Origin of the sequence: Streptomyces flavofungini, from assembly GCF_014650815.1 — a bacterium.
In the GTDB taxonomy this organism is placed as follows: Bacteria; Actinomycetota; Actinomycetes; order Streptomycetales; family Streptomycetaceae; genus Streptomyces; species Streptomyces flavofungini.
In genome coordinates, this window is the sequence record NZ_BMVR01000002.1 from 467,207 (window position 1) to 487,347 (window position 20,141).

Annotated in this window: 18 protein-coding genes and 1 pseudogene; 8 read left to right on the forward strand and 11 right to left on the reverse strand. The window is 73.0% G+C overall.

From position 1 onward, the window contains the following. Positions 1-212 precede the first annotated feature (212 nt). The 3 genes from IE274_RS05885 to IE274_RS05895 are packed head-to-tail and all read left to right on the forward strand — an operon-like array spanning position 213 to position 3,263. Positions 213-1,490 (forward strand): magnesium transporter MgtE N-terminal domain-containing protein, encoded by a 1,278-nt coding sequence (locus IE274_RS05885; RefSeq protein WP_190114491.1) that lies wholly within the window; start codon positions 213-215, stop codon positions 1,488-1,490. Beyond that, on the forward strand, positions 1,477-2,085 hold the full coding sequence (locus tag IE274_RS05890; RefSeq protein WP_190114492.1) for a DUF1003 domain-containing protein: 609 nt from the start codon (positions 1,477-1,479) through the stop codon (positions 2,083-2,085). Before IE274_RS05885 ends, IE274_RS05890 begins: the two co-directional genes overlap by 14 nt. A 44-nt stretch (positions 2,086-2,129) precedes the next feature. Beyond that, entirely contained in the window at positions 2,130-3,263 is a 1,134-nt protein-coding gene (locus IE274_RS05895) for an Mrp/NBP35 family ATP-binding protein (protein WP_190114493.1), read from the forward strand. 141 nt (positions 3,264-3,404) lie between these two features. On the opposite strand, the gene IE274_RS05900 is transcribed toward IE274_RS05895, so the two are convergent. The 5 genes from IE274_RS05900 to sigE form a co-directional block, all read right to left on the reverse strand. Beyond that, positions 3,405-4,076, reverse strand: a complete 672-nt coding sequence (locus IE274_RS05900; RefSeq protein ID WP_190114494.1) for a hypothetical protein — start codon at positions 4,074-4,076, stop codon at positions 3,405-3,407. Positions 4,077-4,364: 288 nt separating this feature from the next. Then, positions 4,365-4,853 carry a sec-independent translocase gene (locus tag IE274_RS05905; RefSeq protein ID WP_190114495.1) on the reverse strand — a complete coding sequence of 163 codons (489 nt, stop codon included), beginning with the start codon at positions 4,851-4,853 and terminating at the stop codon, positions 4,365-4,367. Between the two features lie 196 nt (positions 4,854-5,049). Next, positions 5,050-6,735 carry a S1C family serine protease gene (locus IE274_RS39280; RefSeq protein WP_443732141.1) on the reverse strand — a complete coding sequence of 562 codons (1,686 nt, stop codon included), beginning with the start codon at positions 6,733-6,735 and terminating at the stop codon, positions 5,050-5,052. Between the two features lie 1,429 nt (positions 6,736-8,164). Next, positions 8,165-9,109: an anti-sigma factor family protein gene (locus IE274_RS05920; RefSeq protein ID WP_190114496.1), complete on the reverse strand. Its 945-nt coding sequence runs from the start codon at positions 9,107-9,109 to the stop codon at positions 8,165-8,167. Further along, positions 9,106-9,879, reverse strand: coding sequence for an RNA polymerase sigma factor SigE (sigE, locus tag IE274_RS05925; RefSeq protein ID WP_190114497.1), 774 nt, complete (start codon positions 9,877-9,879; stop codon positions 9,106-9,108). Before sigE ends, IE274_RS05920 begins: the two co-directional genes overlap by 4 nt. 172 nt (positions 9,880-10,051) lie before the next feature. Here sigE and IE274_RS05930 point away from each other — a divergent pair, with 172 nt between their 5' ends. Beyond that, entirely contained in the window at positions 10,052-10,750 is a 699-nt protein-coding gene (locus tag IE274_RS05930; protein ID WP_190114747.1) for an O-methyltransferase, read from the forward strand. A 222-nt stretch (positions 10,751-10,972) separates the two neighbouring features. Here IE274_RS05930 and IE274_RS05935 read toward each other — a convergent pair whose 3' ends face one another. Next, positions 10,973-11,140, reverse strand: coding sequence for a DUF3117 domain-containing protein (locus IE274_RS05935; RefSeq protein ID WP_003966491.1), 168 nt, complete (start codon positions 11,138-11,140; stop codon positions 10,973-10,975). A gap of 325 nt (positions 11,141-11,465) precedes the next feature. On the opposite strand from IE274_RS05935, the gene chcB reads away from it, so the two are divergent. Beyond that, complete coding sequence (chcB, locus tag IE274_RS05940) at positions 11,466-12,266, forward strand: 2-cyclohexenylcarbonyl CoA isomerase (protein ID WP_190114498.1); 801 nt, start codon at positions 11,466-11,468, stop codon at positions 12,264-12,266. 165 nt (positions 12,267-12,431) lie between these two features. Here chcB and IE274_RS05945 read toward each other — a convergent pair whose 3' ends face one another. Together IE274_RS05945 and IE274_RS05950 are read right to left on the reverse strand one after the other, a co-directional pair. Beyond that, complete coding sequence (locus tag IE274_RS05945; RefSeq protein WP_190114499.1) at positions 12,432-13,067, reverse strand: DNA-3-methyladenine glycosylase I; 636 nt, start codon at positions 13,065-13,067, stop codon at positions 12,432-12,434. Further along, a complete protein-coding gene (locus tag IE274_RS05950; RefSeq protein WP_190114748.1) occupies positions 13,064-13,477 on the reverse strand; it encodes a DivIVA domain-containing protein in 414 nt (137 codons plus the stop codon). The genes IE274_RS05945 and IE274_RS05950 overlap by 4 nt, the downstream gene beginning before the upstream one ends. A gap of 151 nt (positions 13,478-13,628) precedes the next feature. On the opposite strand from IE274_RS05950, the gene folP reads away from it, so the two are divergent. Beyond that, positions 13,629-14,489 (forward strand): dihydropteroate synthase, encoded by an 861-nt coding sequence (gene folP / locus IE274_RS05955; protein WP_190114500.1) that lies wholly within the window; start codon positions 13,629-13,631, stop codon positions 14,487-14,489. 163 nt (positions 14,490-14,652) lie between these two features. Here folP and IE274_RS05960 read toward each other — a convergent pair whose 3' ends face one another. Both IE274_RS05960 and dapE read right to left on the reverse strand, forming a co-directional pair. Continuing rightward, complete coding sequence (locus IE274_RS05960) at positions 14,653-15,402, reverse strand: LOG family protein (protein WP_190114501.1); 750 nt, start codon at positions 15,400-15,402, stop codon at positions 14,653-14,655. Positions 15,403-15,586: 184 nt separating this feature from the next. Beyond that, a complete protein-coding gene (gene dapE, locus IE274_RS05965) occupies positions 15,587-16,708 on the reverse strand; it encodes a succinyl-diaminopimelate desuccinylase (RefSeq protein WP_190114502.1) in 1,122 nt (373 codons plus the stop codon). 184 nt (positions 16,709-16,892) lie between these two features. Here dapE and IE274_RS05970 point away from each other — a divergent pair. Together IE274_RS05970 and IE274_RS05975 are read left to right on the forward strand one after the other, a co-directional pair. Continuing rightward, a pseudogene (locus IE274_RS05970) lies at positions 16,893-17,840 on the forward strand (heavy metal transporter); the annotation flags it as partial. A gap of 556 nt (positions 17,841-18,396) precedes the next feature. Beyond that, positions 18,397-18,831 carry an ATP-binding protein gene (locus IE274_RS05975; RefSeq protein WP_190114503.1) on the forward strand — a complete coding sequence of 145 codons (435 nt, stop codon included), beginning with the start codon at positions 18,397-18,399 and terminating at the stop codon, positions 18,829-18,831. A 159-nt stretch (positions 18,832-18,990) separates the two neighbouring features. On the opposite strand, the gene IE274_RS05980 is transcribed toward IE274_RS05975, so the two are convergent. Continuing rightward, the gene (locus IE274_RS05980) at positions 18,991-20,139 is read right to left on the reverse strand and encodes a bifunctional succinyldiaminopimelate transaminase/glutamate-prephenate aminotransferase (RefSeq protein ID WP_190114504.1); all 1,149 of its coding nucleotides are present in this window, start codon (positions 20,137-20,139) and stop codon (positions 18,991-18,993) included. Positions 20,140-20,141: the final 2 nt, after the last annotated feature.

A 20,141-nucleotide genomic window follows, 5' to 3' on the forward strand; every position in this document is an offset into this window, starting at 1 on the left:
CGGCGGCGGCCGTAGCGCGGCTACGGCCTGGCGTACCGCAGCGTACCGGTGCCGGAGACCTGCCTCGGAACCAGTCCGTACGGACGTCTCACCAGGGCGGATGCGTCCGGCAGGGGCTAGCCTGGGGCGCGTACGAAAGATCGTATAAATGCGCCCGAAAGCGACATGGAGCAGTACGACCAGCGGTAGTGAACAGCAGGGAGGCGCCGCGCATGGCGGCAAGCGCGCCCCGGATCTTCGTCTCGCACCTGGCCGGCACCGCCGTCTTCGACCCGAACGGCGACGAGGTCGGCCGGGTGCGCGACCTCGTCGTCATGCTCCGGGTGGGCCGCAGGCCGCCGCGGCTGCTCGGCCTGGTCGTGGAACTCGCCACCCGCCGCCACATCTTCCTGCCCATCACCCGCGTGACCGGCATCGAGTCGGGCCAGGTCATCACCACCGGCGTGCTGAACGTACGGCGCTTCGAGCAGCGTCCGACCGAGCGCCTGATCCTCGGCGAGATGCTGGACCGCCGGGTGCGCCTGGTGGACGGCGGCGAGGAGGTGACGGTCCTCGACGTGTCCGTGCAGCGGCTTCCGGCCCGCCGGGACTGGGAGGCGGACCGGGTCTTCGTACGGAAGGGGAAGGGCGGCGCCTTCCGGCGCAAGGGCGAGACGCTGACCGTCGACTGGTCGGCCGTGGACGGGTTCTCGCTGGAGGAGCACGGGCAGGGCGCGGAGAGCCTGCTCGCCACGTTCGAGCAGCTGCGCCCGGCCGACCTCGCCAACGTGCTGCACCACCTGTCGCCGAAGCGCCGCGCCGAGGTCGCCGCCGCGCTCGCCGACGACCGGCTCGCGGACGTCCTGGAGGAGCTGCCGGAGGACGACCAGATCGAGATCCTCGGCGCCCTCAAGGAGGAGCGCGCCGCCGACGTCCTGGAGGCGATGGACCCGGACGACGCCGCCGACCTCCTCGCCGAGCTGCCGGAGGACGACAAGGAGCGCCTGCTCACCCTGATGCAGCCCGACGACGCGGCCGACGTGCGCCGCCTGATGGCGTACGAGGAGCGCACCGCGGGCGGTCTGATGACGACCGAACCGATCGTGCTGCGGCCGGACGCGACCGTCGCGGACGCCCTCGCGCGGGTGCGCCAGGAGGACCTCTCCCCCGCGCTCGCCGCGCAGGTGTACGTGTGCCGCCCGCCGGACGAGACCCCGACCGGCAAGTACCTGGGCGCCGTGCACTTCCAGCGGCTGCTGCGGGACCCGCCGTACACGCTCGTCGGCTCGATCCTCGACGACGACCTGCGGCCGCTGCGCCCGGAGGCCGAGCTGCCGGTCGTGGCGGGCTTCTTCGCCGCGTACGACATGGTGTCGGCGCCGGTCGTCGACGAGAGCGGCTCGCTGCTCGGCGCGGTCACCGTCGACGACGTGCTCGACCACATGCTGCCCGAGGACTGGCGGGAGTCGGAGTACCACCTCCAGGAGGGGGCCGGTCATGGCGGCGGCTGAGCGGGACCGGGACCGGGACAACAAGGAGCGCGACCGGGAGGCGCGGGGCAAGGAGCGGGACGGCCGGGCGCGGGAGGGCCGGGGGCGGTTCCGGCTCGACCAGCCGCGGGCGCCGCGCCGCAAGCTGCTTCCCGACTACGACCCGGAGGCCTTCGGGCGGCTCTCGGAGCGGATCGCGCGGTTCCTCGGGACGGGCCGGTTCATCGTCTGGATGACGGTCGCCATCGTCCTGTGGGTCGTCTGGAACGTGTCCGCGCCCGAGCACCTGCGCTTCGACAGCTACCCGTTCATCTTCCTGACCCTGATGCTCTCCCTGCAGGCGTCGTACGCCGCCCCGCTGATCCTGCTCGCGCAGAACCGTCAGGACGACCGCGACCGCGTCACGCACGAGCAGGACCGCAAGAGCAACGAGCGGTCCATCGCCGACACCGAGTACCTCACCCGTGAGATCGCGTCCCTGCGCCTGGGCCTCGGCGAGGTCGCCACCCGCGACTGGATCCGCTCCGAACTCCAGGACCTGGTCAAGGAGCTGGAGGAGCAGCGCACGGTATTCCCGTCCGAGTCGACCGGTGCACGTGATGTAGGCGACCGCTGACGGCCCTTTCCGGCCCCCCGCTACTGGGCCGTACCATCGGGGGCATGGCTACGGAAGACGCGGTGCGCGAAGCACTGGCGACGGTGAACGACCCCGAGATCCAGCGACCCATCACCGAGCTCGGGATGGTCAAATCGGTGGAGATCGGCGCCGATGGCGCGGTCGCCGTCACCGTGTACCTGACGGTCTCCGGCTGCCCCATGCGCGAGACGATCACGAAGAACGTGACGGACGCGGTCGCCGCCGTCGAGGGCGTCACGCGTGTCGACGTCACCCTGGACGTGATGAGCGACGAGCAGCGCAAGGAACTCGCCACGGCGCTGCGCGGCGGCACCGCCGAGCGCGAGGTGCCGTTCGCCAAGCCGGGCTCGCTGACCAGGGTGTACGCGGTCGCCTCCGGCAAGGGCGGCGTCGGCAAGTCGTCGGTGACGGTGAACCTGGCGGCGGCGATGGCCGCCGACGGCCTGAAGGTCGGCGTCGTGGACGCCGACATCTACGGCCACAGCGTGCCGCGCATGCTGGGCGCCGAGGGCCGCCCCACCCAGGTCGAGAACATGATCATGCCGCCGTCCGCGAACGGCGTGAAGGTCATCTCCATCGGCATGTTCACCCCCGGCAACGCGCCGGTGGTGTGGCGCGGCCCGATGCTGCACCGCGCGCTCCAGCAGTTCCTCGCGGACGTCTTCTGGGGCGACCTGGACGTGCTGCTCCTGGACCTGCCGCCGGGCACCGGTGACATCGCGATCTCCGTGGCACAGCTGGTCCCGAACGCCGAGATCCTGGTCGTCACGACGCCCCAGCAGGCCGCCGCCGAGGTCGCCGAGCGCGCGGGCTCCATCGCCGTGCAGACCCACCAGAAGATCGTCGGCGTCGTCGAGAACATGTCCGGGCTGCCCTGCCCGCACTGCGGCGAGATGGTCGACGTGTTCGGCACCGGCGGCGGCCAGCGGGTCGCGGAGGGCCTGACGAAGACCACCGGCGCGACCGTGCCGGTCCTCGGCTCCATCCCCATCGACGTGCGCCTGCGCGAGGGCGGCGACGAGGGCAAACCGGTCGTCCTCACCGACCCGGAGTCACCCGCGGGCAGCGCGCTGCGCACCATCGCGGGCAAACTGGGCGGCCGCCAGCGGGGCCTCTCGGGCCTGTCGCTGGGGATCACGCCCAGGAACAAGTTCTGACGGCTGTGGGAAAGCCGGACGGAGGCATGAACAGCCTGTCCGGCGCTTGAGGACGAGGCGCGCAGCGCCGATCGGCGTCCACGCACGTGTGGGGCACCGTCAAGACGAACGGCGCCCCACACCCCTTACCGGTCCGGTGGACTACCCCGCGTACTCGGCGATGTCCTTGATCACCGAGAAGCCGAGGCCGTACGCGCTCATGCCGCGCCCGTACGCCCCCAGATGCACCCCTCCCTCGGTGGACCCGGCGAGCACCCAGCCGTACTCCGACTCCCGGTAGTGGAACGAGGTCGGGACCCCGTCCACGGGCAGCGACAGCGTCGACCAGTCGGACCCGCGCAGGTCGTCCGCGAGCACCCAGGCGGTCTCCGTCTGCTGGTCCAGCCAGTCGTCGCGCAGGCTGTGGTCCATCTGGCCGGGCCAGGTGAAGGCCAGCAGCCCCACACCGGCGAGCCAGGCCGCGGAGGACACCGAGGTGGCCTCCAGGACGCCCGTGCCGTCGGCGCTGCGCCGCACCGGATTGGCGGCGATGGTCACCACGACGGCGAACCGCTCCTTGTCGCCGTTCCCGTAGGAACCCTCCGCCCTGACCGACGGCTCGTCACCGTGACCGATGGAGCCGTGCTCGACGGCCCCGTCCGCGGCGGTGCCGACCTGCATCAGCCAGCGCGGTCCCGTGAAGGCCTCGTCCAGGCCGTACCAGGGGAAGGGCGCCAGCAGGTAGCCGTCGACCGTGCGCCGGGCGGAGGGCACCGCTTGCGCGGCACCATCCGCGGCTGGCGCCTGCGCGCCCACCCGACTTGTCGTCTCCATGTACCCGGCCGCCTCCTCGCTCTCGTCGGTCCGGAGCGGCCCGCCCCCCTCGGGCGTCCTCACGCCGGACAACAAGGCAGGATAGCCACACCGGTTCCGGATGCCGGTGAACCGGTCGGCGGAATGGGTGTTCGCCAGGGCGCCGACCAGGGCATGTCGGGCACCGGGCGGCGCATCTCGGACATGTGCCGGCGCACGCGGGCGCCGGGGGCGGCGCGGGGTTCTCGCGGGACCGCCGTGCGGTGTTGCCGGACTCCGCCGGGTGTCGCCGGACGGTGGCGGGTCGCGTCAGGTGGCGTCCGCGTCGAACGGCGGCGGGTCGCCTGCCGCCGGTTTTCCGGGCTCGGGCCGCTTCTCCATGTCGATGCGGCCGCCGCCGGAGCCGTTGGCCGACGTGGTCGACGACCCCCCGGAACCCGTGCCGCGGCTGCCCGAGTCCTCCGCGGAATCACTCTCACGCCCGTGCACGGCGTCCGCGACTTCGGCCATTTCCTTCTTCAGATCGAAGCCGTTGCGGATTTCCTTCAGACCGAGATCATCGTTCTCCATCTGCTTCCGGATGAACTTCTTCGGGTTCAGGTCTTCGAACTCGAAGTCCTTGAATTCCGGACCCAGTTCATTCCGTATGTCCTGCTTCGCGCTGTCGGAGAATTGGCGGATCTTGCGAATGGTCCGCGTGACGTCCTGAATGAGCTTCGGCAGCTTGTCCGGCCCGAAGATGAGCACGGCGAGGATGACCAGCGTCACTATCTCGAGTGCGCCAATGTCGTTGAACACCTTGAAAGCTCCTTGCCGTCCGGACCGGCTCTACGGTACCCGCCGGGGCTGTCCGTCCGGTAGCCGCACGGCGACAACGGGGCCAATGCCGGGGCTATGGGACGAGGCCAGGGAGGTGGGCGCCACCGGGGCCGGGGCGCGCCACCCGGGCCCGGACCCGGCTGCCGTACTCCCTGCCATTCCCCGCCACTCCCCGCTACTCCCCGCTCGCCGTACCGAGGACCAACGTCACCTTTCGCTCGTCCCCGCCGCGCTCGACGGTCAGCTCCAGGCGGTCCTTGGGGCGATGGGCGCGGATCTTGACGATGAGTTCGTCGCCGGAGTGCACGCGCTGGCCGTCCACGGCGGTGATCACGTCGCCGGGCCGCAGACCGGCCTTGTCGCCGGGGCCGCCGCGGTTGACGGCGGGGCCGCCGTCCCGGCTCTTGCGCGCGATGCGGGCGCCGTCGCCGGTGAACTGCTTGTCGATGGTGACGCCGATGACCGGGTGGGTGGCCTTGCCGGTGTTGATGAGCTCTTCGGCGACGCGTTTGCCCTGGTTGATGGGTATGGCGAAGCCGAGGCCGATGGAACCGGACTGGCCGCCGTCGGGGCCGGAGTCGTTGCCCGCGGAGCGGATGGCGCTGTTGATGCCGATGACGCGGGCCCGGGAGTCCACGAGGGGCCCGCCGGAGTTGCCCGGGTTTATGGGCGCGTCGGTCTGCAGGGCGTTGACGTACGAGATGTCGCTGCCGTCGCCCTTCTCGCCACCCGCGGTGATGGGCCGCTCCTTGGCGCTGATGATGCCGGAGGTGACGGTGTTGGCGAGGTCGAAGGGCGCGCCGATGGCCACGACGGGGTCGCCGACCTGCACGTTCTCGGAGTTGCCGAGGGGCAGGGGCTTGAGTCCGCGGACGCCGGAGACCTTGACGACGGCGAGGTCGTAGCCCGCGTCGCGGCCGACGACCTTGGCGCTCGCGGTCTCGCCGCCGCTGAAGGTGACCGATATGTCGCCGCCGGAACCGCCGGGCTCGACCACATGGTTGTTGGTGAGGATGTGCCCCTTGCCGTCGAGGACGAAGCCGGTACCGGTACCCGCACCGTCATCCCCACGGACGTGCAACGTCACGACACCCGGCAGCGCGCTCGCCGCGATCCCGGCGACGCTGTCCTTGGACCGCTTCTGGGACCCCGAGTCGGCCTGCGGCAACTCCACCTCGGTCCCGAACCCGCCCTCCCGCTCCAGGTAAGCCCCGACAACCCCACCGATCCCACCCGCGCCCAACGCGATAACGGCAGCCCCGACGACCAACACCCGCCGCCCCCGCCGACGCCGCTCAGCCTCGGTCTTCACGGCGGCACCGGTCTGCTGCAGCGGGGCCGTCCAGGGGTCGTAGCGCCCCCAGGGGGCTGCGGGCGCGGCGGCCGGCTGAGCACCGACCGCAGGGGCGCCGTGGGGCTGGGAGGTGTGTTCGTGAGGTGCTCCGTGCGGCGGGGCCGCCGGGTTAGCTCCGTGCGGGGGCGTGCCGGGGGCCGGGGCGCCGGGTGGGGGCGTGCCGGGGCCGGAGGAGGTGTGCGGGGGCACGCCGGGGGCCGGGGCACCGTGCGACTGGACGGCTTGGGCCGGGGTGGCCGGGCCGGGGGTGCCGGGGGCGGGCATGGCTTGGGTCTGGGTCGCGTGGGGCGCGTGGCCCTGCGCGGCGGGGGGCTGGGGCGTGCTGGGGGCCGGGGCGCCGGGTGTGGGCATGGCCTGGGGCGGGGTCCCATGGGCCTGGGGCGCGTGGCCCTGCGCGGCGGGCGGCTGAGGTTTGCCGAGGGCTGGGGTGCCCGGTGCGGGCATGGCCTGAGTCTGGGTCCCATGGGCCTGGGGCTGCTGCCCCTGCGCGACGGGGGGCTGCGGCATGCCGGGGGCCGGGGCGCCGGGGGCGGGCACGCCCTGGTGCAGGGGGCTGGGCGCCGGGGTGCCGTGCGGGGGGACCTCGTGGCTGGGGGTGCCGTGGGCCGGGGTGCCGTGGGCGGGGGTGCCGTGGGCGGGGGTGCCGTGGGCGGGGGTGCCGGGAGCCTGCGGGCCATGTCCCGGAGCGCCGAGGTACGGGGCTCCGGGCGGGGGGACCTCATGAGCGGGCGTGCCCTGGGCCGGGGTGCCGGGAGCCTGCGGGCCGGGTGCCGGAGCGCCGGGGTACGGGGCTCCGGGCGGGGGGACCTCATGAGCGGGCGTGCCCTGGGCCGGGGTGCCGGGAGCCTGCGGGCCGGGTCCCGGAGCGCCGGGGTACGGGGCTCCAGGCGGGGGCGCGCCATGTGTGGGGGCACCGGGGGCCGGGGCGCCGGGTATGGGAGCGCCGTGCCCCCGGGTCCCGTAGACGGGGGTGCCTTGGGCCGGGGTCGCCACGGGGTGCTGCACGGGCGGGGCGAGGGCCCAGGGACCGGGCTCACCGTAGGGCGGCGTGCCGTACGGGTCGGGGTCGTGCAGGGGGCGGGGGCGGTCGGCGGGAGGGTGGGCGGGGGTGTCGGCCGGGGGTGCGTCGGCGGTCGGGCCGGGCACCTGGTCGGCGGGCTGGGGTACGTCGGCTGTGGTCGGGGGCACGTCAGCTCCGGGACGAGGCAGGTCCGTTGCGGCCGAGGGCACATCCGCGCCAGCCGGGGGTACATCCGCTACCGCCGACGGCACATCGCCAGCGGGCCGAGCAGTGTCCACGGCGTCCGGAGGCACGTCGGCCACCGGCCGAGAAGCCCCGGCCGCACCGGCGCCACCGCCACCGGCGGGTTCGCGGGCGCCGACAGCGCCACCACCCACACGAACCGTCGGCCCACTGTCGAGGTCCCCAGAATCCGCACCCTGCGGCATCGCACCGCGGGGCTCCGCACCCTGCGGCACCGCCGCATGCGGCACGGCGCCGTGAGACACCGCGCCGTGCGCAGCCGCAGCACCCGGCACCACGCCCTGGGGCACCACGCCGCCGGGCGCCACGTCCTGGGGCACCGCACCGCGAGGCTCCCCTCCCAGGGGCACCCCGTCCCGAGGCTCCCCGCCAGGGGCACCCGCGTCCTGAAGCCCCCCGCCAGGGGCACCCTGCGCCCCACCAGACGCAACTCCCCCGGCCAGGGGCACGACCTCACCGGACGCCCCGGCCCCGGGGCGTCCGCCCTCAGGCCCAGTGCCAACGTTCGGCTTCGCGTCGTCCATGTTCTCCCCACAACTGGCCCGCGGCGGACGCCGGTTACGTGCTGTTCGCCGGGTCCGCCGGGTCCCCGGCGGGCACGGCCCACCGAGGATTCAACCAGGTCTGCTGCGCCGACGTGCAGCACGCGTCGGCGAGGGGGGTGGTGGGGCGTCAGTGGAACTGGTTGCCGTACAGCGGGTCGGGCCTGGGGGTGGCCTTGGGGGTGGCGTCCGCGGTGGCGTTCAGGGTCATGCCCTGGGGTGCGCCGCCCCGGGGCTCGTCGGCGACGGCCCGGACCAGTGGGGACATGACGCCCGCCCCGGCCAGGAGCGGGGCCGTGACCTGCGGCCCGGGTCGCAGGCGGGCGCCGGCGAGCAGGGGCGCGAGGGCCTGGGGCCGGGGCCCTTGCACGGAGAGCGGATTGCTGCCGCGCCGCCGCACCGAGTCGGGCACGGCGGTGTTGACCGTGCTCGGGGAACGCAGTGGCGACGCGTTGCTGTTGGCCGCGCCGACGCCGCCGGCGCGCTGCTCGCCCGCGGTGAGGGGCGTGCCCATGGTGACCCCGCCGAGTGCTATCGCGGCCAGCGACACCGCCCCGGCCGCGGCGAACGCGAAGCGCCGCCCCAGCCAGACGGACCGCTCGGCCTCGGGCCGGCCGACGTCATGGATGCGGAAGCCGCGCTGCTCACTGGGCAGCACCGCGGCGTGGGCGCCCGACGGCACGTACCCGGCGAAGGGCTCGGGTCTTCCGCGGATGCTGAAGACACCACCCTGGGGCAGGCCGGTGGACTCCGACGAGCCGGTGGCGAAGCCGTCGTCGACGGGCGTCCGGGGGCCCCCGGACCGGCCGATGTCGTCGAGGTCGGCGGCGGGCAGGCTCTGTAGGCGGGCGAGGAAGCTCTCGCTGGGGGGCGGCGCCGCGGTCTGCGCGAAGACGTTCTTGAGGCGGCGCTGCGCGTCGGCCTCGGTCTTGCACTTCGGACAGGTCGCGATGTGCGCGAGCACTCGCTCGCGTGCGTCATGACCGAGCTCACCGTCGACCAGCGCGGCGAGCCGGTCCCCCAGGTGCTGCTCGGCGAGATGCCGCTCGGCAGGATTGGACCGTGATCCACTCACGCGGTCGCGCCCCCTCCTCCCAGCGCCACGGCTCCGCTCACGGCCAGCGAGCGGCGCTCGGCGCGGGCCTCGGGCGAACGGTGCTGGAGGGCCTTGCGGAGCTGGGAGCGACCGCGGTGGATACGGCTGCGGACCGTACCGAGCTTGACGCCCAGGGTGGCGGCGATCTCCTCGTACGAAAGGCCTTCGATGTCGCACAGGACGACGGCGGCACGGAACTCGGGCGCGAGGGTGTCGAGCGCCTGCTGGACGTCCGCGTCGAAGTGGGTGTCGTTGAACACCTGCTGGGGCGAGGGCTCGCGGCTGGGCAGTCGCTCCGCGGCGTCGTCCCCGAGGGCGTCGAAGCGGATGCGCTGCTTGCGCCGGACCATGTCCAGGAAGAGGTTCGTGGTGATGCGGTGCAGCCAGCCCTCGAAGGTGCCGGGCGTGTACGTCGACAGCGAGCGGAAGACGCGGACGAAGACTTCCTGCGTGAGGTCCTCGGCGTCGTGCTGGTTGCCCGTCAGGCGGTAGGCGAGGCGGTAGACGCGGCCGCTGTGCGTGCTGACGATCTCTTCCCAGGTGGGAGGAGTCCACGCCTGCGATTCCGCGTCAGCGGCAAAGGTCGCGGTCTGAGCGGAGTCGGTGGCGCGGGAACGGTCAGCGGTGTCGGTCACGGATTTCGGCTTACCCGCCCATCCCAGAAAGCGCCTGCGCGCTCCTCTGCGATCTGCGGATGCAGCCGCACCTCCCCTGTCGGCTCTGGTGGTGTCCAGTGGAGCCCCTACCATAACCACCTCGCCCGTTAGCTCCGGATAAGCGTTTTTACGTGAATTTGGTACTTGGCTCTTGCCGTACCCAGCCCGTCGGGTCTGCTTCACGCAAACTCCGCGGGCCGACTTGAGTTCCAGATCCATGTCTATGCCCCCGCTGTCCTCACACCCCTTCTAAACGCACGGTCCCATCTGCGGGTTCCCGGCCCCAACGGATACAGTCACGGCCAGGCAACCACGGGGACAGGAGAGGGCCATTACCGGCAACCGGCAGACGAACTGGGCGTTCGCCGACGCCTTTGTCGCCGAGGACGAGGCGCTGCGCTGGGCCCGGGACCGGGCGCGGGAGGCCGGGCTGCGCTCGGTGTCCCCCGGCACCGGCGCCGCGCTGGGCATGCTGGCCGCCACCGTGGACGCCAAGGCGGTCGCCGAGATCGGTACGGGCACGGGAGTGTCGGGCATCCACCTGCTGCACGGAATGCGCTCCGACGGCGTCCTGACCACGGTCGATCCGGAGCCGGAGCGTCAGCAGTTCGCCCGTACGGCCTTCCGCGCCGCCGGTTTCGCGGGCAACCGCGCCCGTTTCATCCCCGGCCGCGCCCTCGACGTCCTGCCCCGGCTCGCGGACGGCGGGTACGACCTGGTCTTCTGCGACGGCGACCGGACGGAAGTCCTCGACTACCTCGCTGAATCGTTGCGCCTGCTCCGTCCGGGCGGGCTCGTCTGCTTCGAGGGCGTCTTCGCGGACGGCCGCACGGTGGACTCGGGGCCGCAGCCCGCGGAGGTGCTGCGGCTGCGTGAGCTGTTGCGGGCCATCCGCGAGAGCCAGGACCTGGTGCCGTCGCTGCTCCCGGTCGGCGACGGCCTCCTCTGCGCCGTCAAGCGCTAGCCACCCCGGTTCCCCGCCCCGCCCCCGGCCGCGCCCCGACCCAGTGATTCCGGCCGTTCACCCCGGCGGAATCCGGACGTATCCGCAGGCCGAGGGGCCCGCCGGAGCCCCTCCCCCGGGGAGCTCACGGATGCCCTCGGCCCCCGTACACAGCGCTGCCCCGGCTCGTCGTACGATGCCGGGGCAGTGCAAAAAACGGTGAACAGTGTGGGCGCTATCGCGTCAGCCGACAACCTTCTTCAGGGCATCGCCGAGGGCGTCAGCCTCGTCGGGGGTCAGTTCGACGACAAGTCGACCGCCACCTTCGAGCGGAACGCGCATGACGATGCCCCGCCCCTCCTTGGTCACCTCGAGCGGGCCGTCGCCCGTCCGCGGCTTCATGGCCGCCATGCTCGTTCCCCTTCCTGAAACCAGCTTGTCGCAGCCGACAACCCAGGTGTCAGCGGCATCGAACACATTGCTTCCAGGTCATTATCCCGCATCGCGGGACCCGATGACCAACATCAGTCGGCATCGCTTGCGCAACGCGCGTCCGCAAAACCACTCAATTCGGCGATGTGACTGCAATACTTCGCCGCCCCACACGCTTCTTCCGCCCCGCGCACTTTGACGCAGGTCACATCGGCGGCGGCGTACCGAGGGCCGATGATCTAGGTCATGCTGGGCCCCGAAGCCACCGGACAGCGGACCACAGGACCAGCGGAGGGGACCCATCATGGCCGACACCGTGCTCTACGAGGTGAGCGACGGACTCGCGACGATCACGTTGAACCGCCCCGACGCGATGAACGCGATGAACGTCGAGGCCAAGGTCGCCCTCAGGGAGGCGGCGCAGGCGGCCGCGGCGGACCCCGCCGTGCGCGCGGTACTGCTCACCGCCACCGGGCGCGCCTTCTGCGTGGGCCAGGACCTCAAGGAGCACGTGGGCCTGCTGCAGGCGGACCGTGAGTCCGGCTCGGGGCAGACCATGAGCACGGTGCGGGAGCACTACAACCCGATCGTGCGGGCCCTGACCGGCATGCAGAAGCCGGTCGTGGCGGGCGTCAACGGCGTGGCGGCCGGTGCGGGCTTCGGCTTCGCGCTCGCCGCGGACTACCGGATCGTCGCGGACACGGCGTCGTTCAACACGTCGTTCGCGGGCGTCGCGCTGACCGCCGACTCCGGGGTCTCCTGGACCCTCTCGCGCCTCATCGGCCCGGGCCGCGCCGCCGACCTGCTGCTCTTCCCGCGCGGCATCAAGGCGCAGGAGGCGTACGACCTGGGGATCGCCCAGCAGGTCGTGCCCGCGGCCGAGCTGGCGGAGACGGCCCTGAAGACGGCCCGCACGCTGGCCGACGGCCCGACCCTCGCCTACGCGGCGATCAAGGAGTCGCTCGCCTTCGCCGCAGGTCACAGCCTGGACGAGGCCCTGGACAAGGAGGACGAGCTGCAGACCCGGGCGGGTGCGTCCGAGGACCACACGATCGCGGTGCAGGCCTTCCTCGACAAGGCCAAGCCGAAGTACCTCGGCCGCTAGGCCTCAAGGCGGCGGGCCCTCGGACGACGGGCCCCAGGACGACGGGCCCCGGGACGGCTGCGGCCACCCGGGGCCCGGACTGCGGCCGCCCGCCGTCTCAGACACCACCCGCACGGGGCGTCAGACACCACCCGCACGGGGCGTCAGGCACCGCCCACACGAGCCTCAGGAACCGCCCACGCGGGGCCCCGGGCCCCGTCCGCCCACGGCCTGGGCCCCGCCCGCCTCGCGGGCCACACAGTCCACGAGGTGGTCGTTCACCAGGCCGCAGGCCTGCATCAGGGCATAGGCCGTGGTGGGCCCGACGAAGCGGAGGCCGCGCTTCTTCAGGGCCTTGGACAGGGCCGTCGACTCGTCCGTGACCGCGGGCACGTCCGCGAGGGACCGCGGCGCCGGGCGCCCGGCCGGGTCCGGGGCGAACGACCAGATCAGCTCGTCCAGTTCGCCGGCGGACCAGTCCGCGAGCACGCGCGCGTTGGCCATCGTCGCGTCGACCTTCGCGCGGTTGCGGATGATGCCCGCGTCGGCGAGCAGCCGCTCCCGGTCCGCGTCCCCGAACTCCGCGACCGCGGCGATCTTGAAGCCGGAGAACGCCGCGCGGAAGCCCTCACGGCGCCGCAGGATCGTGATCCAGGACAGGCCCGACTGGAAGGCCTCCAGGGACACCCGCTCGAACAGCGCGTCGTCGCCGTGGACCGGACGGCCCCACTCCTGATCGTGGTACGCCACGTAGTCCTCGGTGGACAGGCCCCACGGGCAGCGCAGGCCACCGTCCGGGCCCGGAATCGCCCCGCTGCTCATCTGCCGTCCTCCGGTCGCTCGTCCGTCGGCGCCGGGGCGCCGTGCTGTCCGTGCCCGCGCTCCGCGGCGTCGTACTTCTCGAACAGCCCGGGCCCGCCGACCGCCGTCGCCTGGGCGCCCGCGAGGGCCGTCTCCAGCTCGGCGATGCGGGCGTCCCGCTCCGCCAGCTCGGCGCCGATGCGGTCCAGGGCCTCGTCCACGTCCACCATGCGATAGCCGCGCACCGTCATCGGGAAGCGCACCGCCTCCACGTCGGCGCGGCGCAGCGGGCGGTCCGGCGGCAGCGGGTCCGTGAACCGCTCCGGCGCCGCCTCGGGCAGCGCGGCGCTCTCCCCGCCGCCGAGGACCGCCATGGTCACCGCGCCCACCACGACGACGAGGGCGATGACCAGGAACAGGAACATGACCATCTCTGCGGTCCCCACGCTCGGATGCCGGACCGCGCTGCGGCCGACACGGAAACTGTCTGGCTCCGATCGTGCCATGCGGCTCTGACAGTTAAGGTCGCAGGCGGCCGGTCCGCGAGGCCGGACAGAAGAACGACAAGGAGGCTCACAGGGGATGCTCAGGCTGGGCAGGCGCGAGTTCGACGCGCACGAGCCGGTGATCATGGCGATCGTGAACCGGACCCCGGACTCCTTCTACGACCAGGGGGCCACGTTCCGCGACGAACCCGCCCTCGCGCGCGTGGAGCAGGCCATCGCCGAAGGTGCCGCCATCATCGACATCGGCGGGGTGAAGGCCGGGCCCGGCGAGGAGGTCACCGCCGAGGAGGAGGCGCGGCGGACCGTCGGCTTCGTCGCTGAGGTGCGGCGGCGCTTCCCCGACGTCGTCATCAGCGTGGACACCTGGCGGCACGAGGTCGGCGAGGCCGTCTGCGACGTCGGGGCCGACGTCCTCAACGACGCCTGGGGCGGCGTCGACCCCAAGCTCGCCGAGGTCGCCGCGCGGTACGGGGTCGGGCTCGTGTGCACCCACGCGGGTGGCGCCGAGCCGCGTACGCGGCCCCATCGCGTCGAGTACGACGACGTCGTCGCCGACATCCTCCGCGTCACCGTCGGGCTCGCCGAGCGGGCCGTCGAGCTCGGTGTGCCCCGGGAGTCCGTCCTCATCGACCCCGGGCACGACTTCGGCAAGAACACCCGGCACTCGCTCGAGGCGACGCGGCGGCTCGGGGAGCTCGTCGACACGGGGTGGCCCGTGCTCGTCTCCCTCTCCAACAAGGACTTCGTCGGGGAGACGCTGGACACGCCGCTCAAGGAGCGGGTGGTGGGGACGTTGGCCACGACCGCTGTGTCCGCGTGGCTGGGGGCGCAGGTGTATCGCGTCCACGAGGTCGCGGAGACCCGTCAGGTCGTCGACATGGTCGCCACCATCGCCGGCCATCGGCCTCCGGCGGTGGCCCGGCGGGGGCTGGCGTAGGGCCCTGCGGGGCTTTCCCCAGTCCCGCCCCTTCCCGAAACCGGGGGCTGCGCCCCCGGACCCCAGCTCCTCAAACGCCGGACGGGCTGTAGACAGCCCGTCCGGCGTTTGAGGACGAGGCGCGGAGCGCCGATCACGCCCGCCAAAGGCCCAGGGGCCAGACTCAACGGCCCACTTCCTTCGTCACCAACGCCACCGCCTCCTCCACCTCGTCCGTGACGTGGAAGAGGAGGAGGTCCTTTTCGGAGGCCTTGCCCTGGGCGACGACGGTGTCACGGAGCCAGTCGACGAGGCCGCCCCAGTACGCGGTGCCGAAGAGGACGATGGGGAAGCGGGTGACCTTGCGGGTCTGCACGAGGGTGAGGGCCTCGAAGAGCTCGTCGAGGGTGCCGAGGCCGCCGGGCAGGACGACGAACCCCTGGGCGTACTTCACGAACATGGTCTTGCGCACGAAGAAGTAGCGGAAGTTGACGCCGATGTCGACGTGCGGGTTGAGCCCCTGCTCGAAGGGCAGCTCGATGCCGAGCCCGACGGAGATGCCGTCGGCCTCGCGGGCCCCCTTGTTGGCGGCCTCCATGGCGCCGGGCCCGCCGCCGGTGATCACGGCGAAGCCGGCGTCGACGAGGGCCTTGCCGATGCGCACGCCGGCCTCGTACTCGGGGGTGCCGGGCTTGGTCCGGGCGGAGCCGAAGACGCTGATGGCGCTGGGGAGTTCGGCGAGCGCGCCGAAGCCCTCGACGAACTCGGACTGGATGCGCATGACCCGCCAGGGGTCGGTGTGCACCCACTCGGTGTCGCCCTCGGTGTCGAGGAGCCGCTGGTCGGTGGTGCCGGGCGTGATCTGATCGCGCCGCCGCACCACCGGCCCCAGGTGCTGCTCCTCCGGCGGACTCTGCGCTTCCGGATTGCCCATGAACATCCCCTTCCACTGCCGGTCGACCCCGGCCCATCAGCGCGGCCGCGCTCAACTCACTCGTTGTGCCACTTCAGCGTAGGTCTACGGGCGTTACGCGGGGCGTAACTCCAGAAGTCGGGAGACCGCGTCCGGTCGGAAGGCCGCGTCCGGCGGTCGATCAGGCGGTCAGGAAGTCAGGCGGTCACGCGGTCAGCCACGCGCGCAGCCGGGCCTCCGCCTCCGGGATCAGGGACGCCTCGACCCGCTCGTCGACCTTGTGGGCGAGGATCGGGTTGCCGGGGCTGTAGTTGACCGCGGGCACGCCGAGCGCGCTGAAGCGGGAGACGTCCGTCCAGCCGTACTTGGGCCGGGCCTCGCCGCCGACGGACTCCATGAAGGCGGCCGCGACGGGGTGCGTGAGGCCGGGGCGGGCGCCCGGGGAGTGGTCGTCGACGATGAACTCGTCGATCCCGCAGTCGGCGAAGTACGCGCGCACGAAGGCCTCGGCCTCCTCGGCCGTACGGTCCGGCGCGTAGCGGAAGTTGACGACGACGGTGCACTCGTCGGGGATGACGTTGGTGGCGACGCCGCCTTCGATGCGGACGGCGTTGAGGCCCTCGTGGTACTGCAGGCCGTCGACGACCGGCTTGCGCGGTTCGTACGCGGCCAGCTTCCGCAGGATCGGCGTGGCGGCGTGGATCGCGTTGGAGCCCATCCACGCGCGCGCTGAGTGCGCCCGCTCGCCCTTCGTCTTCAGGAAGACGCGCAGGGTGCCCTGGCAGCCGCCCTCGACCTGCCCGTCGGTGGGTTCGAGCAGGACCGCGAAGTCGCCCGCCAGCCAGTCGGGGTGGGCGTCGGCGACCTTCCCCAGGCCGTTGAGGTGCGCGGCGACCTCTTCGTTGTCGTAGAAGACGAAGGTGAGGTCGCGGTTCGGCTCGGTGACGGTCTGCGCGATGCGGAGCTGCACCGCGACGCCGGACTTCATGTCGCAGGTGCCGCAGCCCCACAGGACGCCGTCCTCGTCCAGGCGCGAGGGGACGTTGTCCGCGATCGGCACGGTGTCGATGTGGCCCGCGAGGATCACGCGCTCGGCGCGGCCCAGATGCGTGCGGGCCACCACGTTGTTGCCGTGCCGGTCGACCGTCAGGTGCGGCAGGGCGCGCAGGGCGGTCTCGATGGCGTCCGCGAGCGCCTTCTCCTCGCCGCTCGGCGACGGGAAGTCGACGAGCGCGGCGGTCAGCGCGGCGGCGTCGAGGGTGAGGTCGAGCGGGGCCGCGCCTGCCGGAGCGGGCTGAGCGGCGGTGTGAGCTGGCGTCCGGTCCATGGCTCCGACCCTAACTCGCCGCGCGGAACCCCCTTGTCCGAGTCCGTTCACCCCCCACCGTTCCGGCCCCGCCCATCCGTTCCGGCGCCGCTCGCCCGTTCCGGCCCCGCGCGCCGCCGTCCGCCCCTCCTGGCCCCCTGCGGCCCCGCCCGTCACCCCGGCGCTGTCAGTGCGCTCCAGTACCTTGGTGCGCGTGTCCGGTACGTCCGCTCCCGTACGACGTGGCCGCCTCCCGCACATCGGGGTGGCCGTGGCCGTACTGCTCGCGGTCGCGGGCTATGCGGTGCTGCAGTACGTGTCCGGGGAGCCGGGGCCCCGGTGCGTTGTGGTGTCGGGCGACGGCGACGGAGCCGCGTACGAACTGAGCGCGGAGCAGGCTGCGAACGCCTCGACGATCGCGGCCGTGGGCACCAGACGCGGGATGCCGGAGCGCGCCGTGACGATCGCCCTGGCGACCGCGCTGCAGGAGTCCGGGCTGCACAACATCCACCACGGCGACCGCGATTCGCTGGGCCTCTTCCAGCAGCGGCCCTCACAGGGCTGGGGCACGCGGGGGCAGATCATGGACCCGGTGTACGCGGCCGGGCGGTTCTACGCCCGCCTCGGCCAGGTCCCGGGCTATTCGCGGCTGCCCCTGACCGTGGCCGCGCAGCGCGTCCAGCGCAGCGGCTTCCCGCAGGCGTACGCCAAGCACGAGCCGGACGCCGTCCTGCTCGCCGCCGCCCTCACCGGCCGCGCCCCCGCGACCCTCACCTGCGAGGGGCGGCCCGGCATGAACCCCGGCGGCCCGGACCGGGTACGCCGGGCGCTGGTGCGGGACTTCGGGCCGGACGTCCTGCCGAAGGGCGGCGGCGTGGGCGGCGACGTGGTCCGCGTACCGGTGCCGGGTACGGCCGCGCGGCCGTACCCGAACGGCGCCGCCACACCGGACGGCGACGTTCCGCGACGCGGCTGGGAGCTGGCCCACTGGGCCGTGGCACACGCCTCCGCGCTGCACATCGCGCGCGTGTCGTACGCGGGCCGCGAGTGGCGGGCCGGGGACGCCGGTTACGGCACGTACGCGGCGAACACCGGGGATTCTGCGGATTCCGCTTCGGATTCCGGGAATGCCGAGGGTTCCGGGGATTCTGTGGATTCTGTGGATGAATGGCGAAAGACGGAGGCCGGTCCGCAGAAGTCCGAAGTGAGCGAAAATACCGGGTCCGGTGGTGCCGGGAATGGCTCCGCCGATGATTCCGGCAGTGCCTCCGGCGGCGTCGGCGCGGATTCCGGAATTAAGGATTCCGGGGTCGCGAGCGGGCGGGACGAGGGCGCGGCGGGCCGCTCCGAGCCGTCCGGCGCGGGCTCCGAGCCCGTCGGCGAGGTCCGAATCGTCACTGGGCAGTAGTGCGGCCGATCACCCGAAGGGGGCACGGCGAACGCAGCGGGGTGACGCCTGCGGCGGCTGTTCGCGGGCCCCTTCGCCGCTACCGCAAAGCCCTTGGGGGCAAAGGGCTTTACGGGGGTGGACCCCCTGTACGCGAATGCTGTTTGCCCGATTTTATCCGTAGCTGATTATGCGACGCATTGCCAACTCTTTACGTTGGCGCACCGCAACCTTCGGGACCTTCGAGCGGTAGTCACTGCGTCCGAACGCCGAAGTCCACTCGGCCGGACAACTCAACGTTCTCTCCGTCTGAAGGAGCATCATGTCCCTCCCCCTGACCCGTCGGATCGCCCGTGCCGCACTGCTCGTCGCGGCGGGAGCGGCACCCGTGGTCGGTGCGGCCGGCTCCGCCAGCGCCGCCGAGCTCCCGGCCGCCCCCGCAGTCAGCGGGATCACCACCCTGGACGGCGCGAACCTGGGTGACGCCGCCGACGACGCGGCGCAGAACATCACCGAGCTCGCGGGCCACACCGGCAGCAAGGCCGTGCAGAAGGGTGCTCCGGCCGTGGGGCAGGCCCTGGGCAAGAGCGTGCAGACCACGGCGCCCGCCGCCCAGCAGACCGGCGGTGACCTCGCCGGAGCCGCCGGTGACGTCGTCGGCGACACCGCGGACACGGCCACCAAGAGCGGCCTGCCGACCGACGCGCTCGGCAAGGGCGCGCCCACCGCCGGGCTCCCGCAGCTGCCCCTCGGCTGATCCGCCCGCGTACGCGCTGATCCCCCCCAGCGCGTACGCCGAAGGGGTGCGGGAAGCTCACAGCTTCCCGCACCCCTTCTTCACGTTCCCGGGCCCCGCACGCTGCCGGAGCCACACCTCCGGGGGCACAACGCCGGAGGCACACCACAGGAGGCGGCCTCAGCGCAGCCGCGCCACCGCCGCCGCCACCCGCTCGTCCGTCGCCGTCATGGCGACCCGGACGAAGTCGCGCCCCGCCTCGCCGTAGAAGTCGCCGGGGGCCACCAGGATGCCGAGGGCGGCGAGGTGGGCGACCGTGTCCCAGCAGGACTCGTCGCGGGTGGCCCACAGGTACAGGCTGGCCTCGCTGTGCTCGATGCGGAAGCCGTGGCCCAGGAGGGCGTCGCGCAGGGCCGTGCGGCGGGCGGCGTACCGCTCGCGCTGCTCCTGGACGTGCGCGTCGTCGCCGAGGGCGGCCACCGCCGCCGCCTGCGTCGGGGCGGACGTCATCATGCCGCCGTGCTTGCGGATCTGCAGGAGGTCGCCGAGCACGTCGGCGTCCCCGGCCAGGAACGCCGCCCGGTACCCGGCGAGGTTCGAGCGCTTGGACAGGGAGTGCACCGCGATCAGGCCCTCGTAGGAGCCGCCGCACACGTCCGGGTGCAGGACCGACGTCGGCTCCGCCTCCCAGCCCAGTTCCAGGTAGCACTCGTCGCTCGCCACCAGCACGCCGTGGCTGCGCGCCCAGGCCACGACGCGCGTCAGTTCGTCCTTTGACAGGACACGGCCGGTCGGGTTCGAGGGCGAGTTGAGCCAGAGCAGCTTCAGGCCCGTCGGGTCCAGCTCCATGGGGTCGTCGTACGTGACGTACTCCGCGCCGGCCAGGCGGGCGCCCACCTCGTACGTGGGGTAGGCGAGGCGCGGGTAGGCGACCACGCTTCTGGATGTGGCGGTAGCGGGGCCGAGGCCGAGCTGGGTCGGGAGCCAGGCCACCAGCTCCTTGGAGCCGACGATCGGCAGCACGTTCCGGTGCGTGATGCCGCGCGCGCCGAGGCGGCGGGCGCACCAGCCGGTGATGGCGTCGCGCAGCTCCGGGGTGCCCCACACCGTGGGGTAGCCCGGCGAGTCGGCGGCGTCGACGAGCGCCTTCTGGATCAGCTCGGGCACGGGGTCGACCGGGGTGCCCACGGACAGGTCGACGATGCCGTCGGGGTGGGCGGCCGCCGTCGCCTTGTAGGGCTCCAGCTTGTCCCAGGGGAAGTCGGGGAGGCGGTCGCGCGGCGACGCTCCTCGGGGGGTGCCGGACGGGCGGTCGGGGGCTCCAGACACGG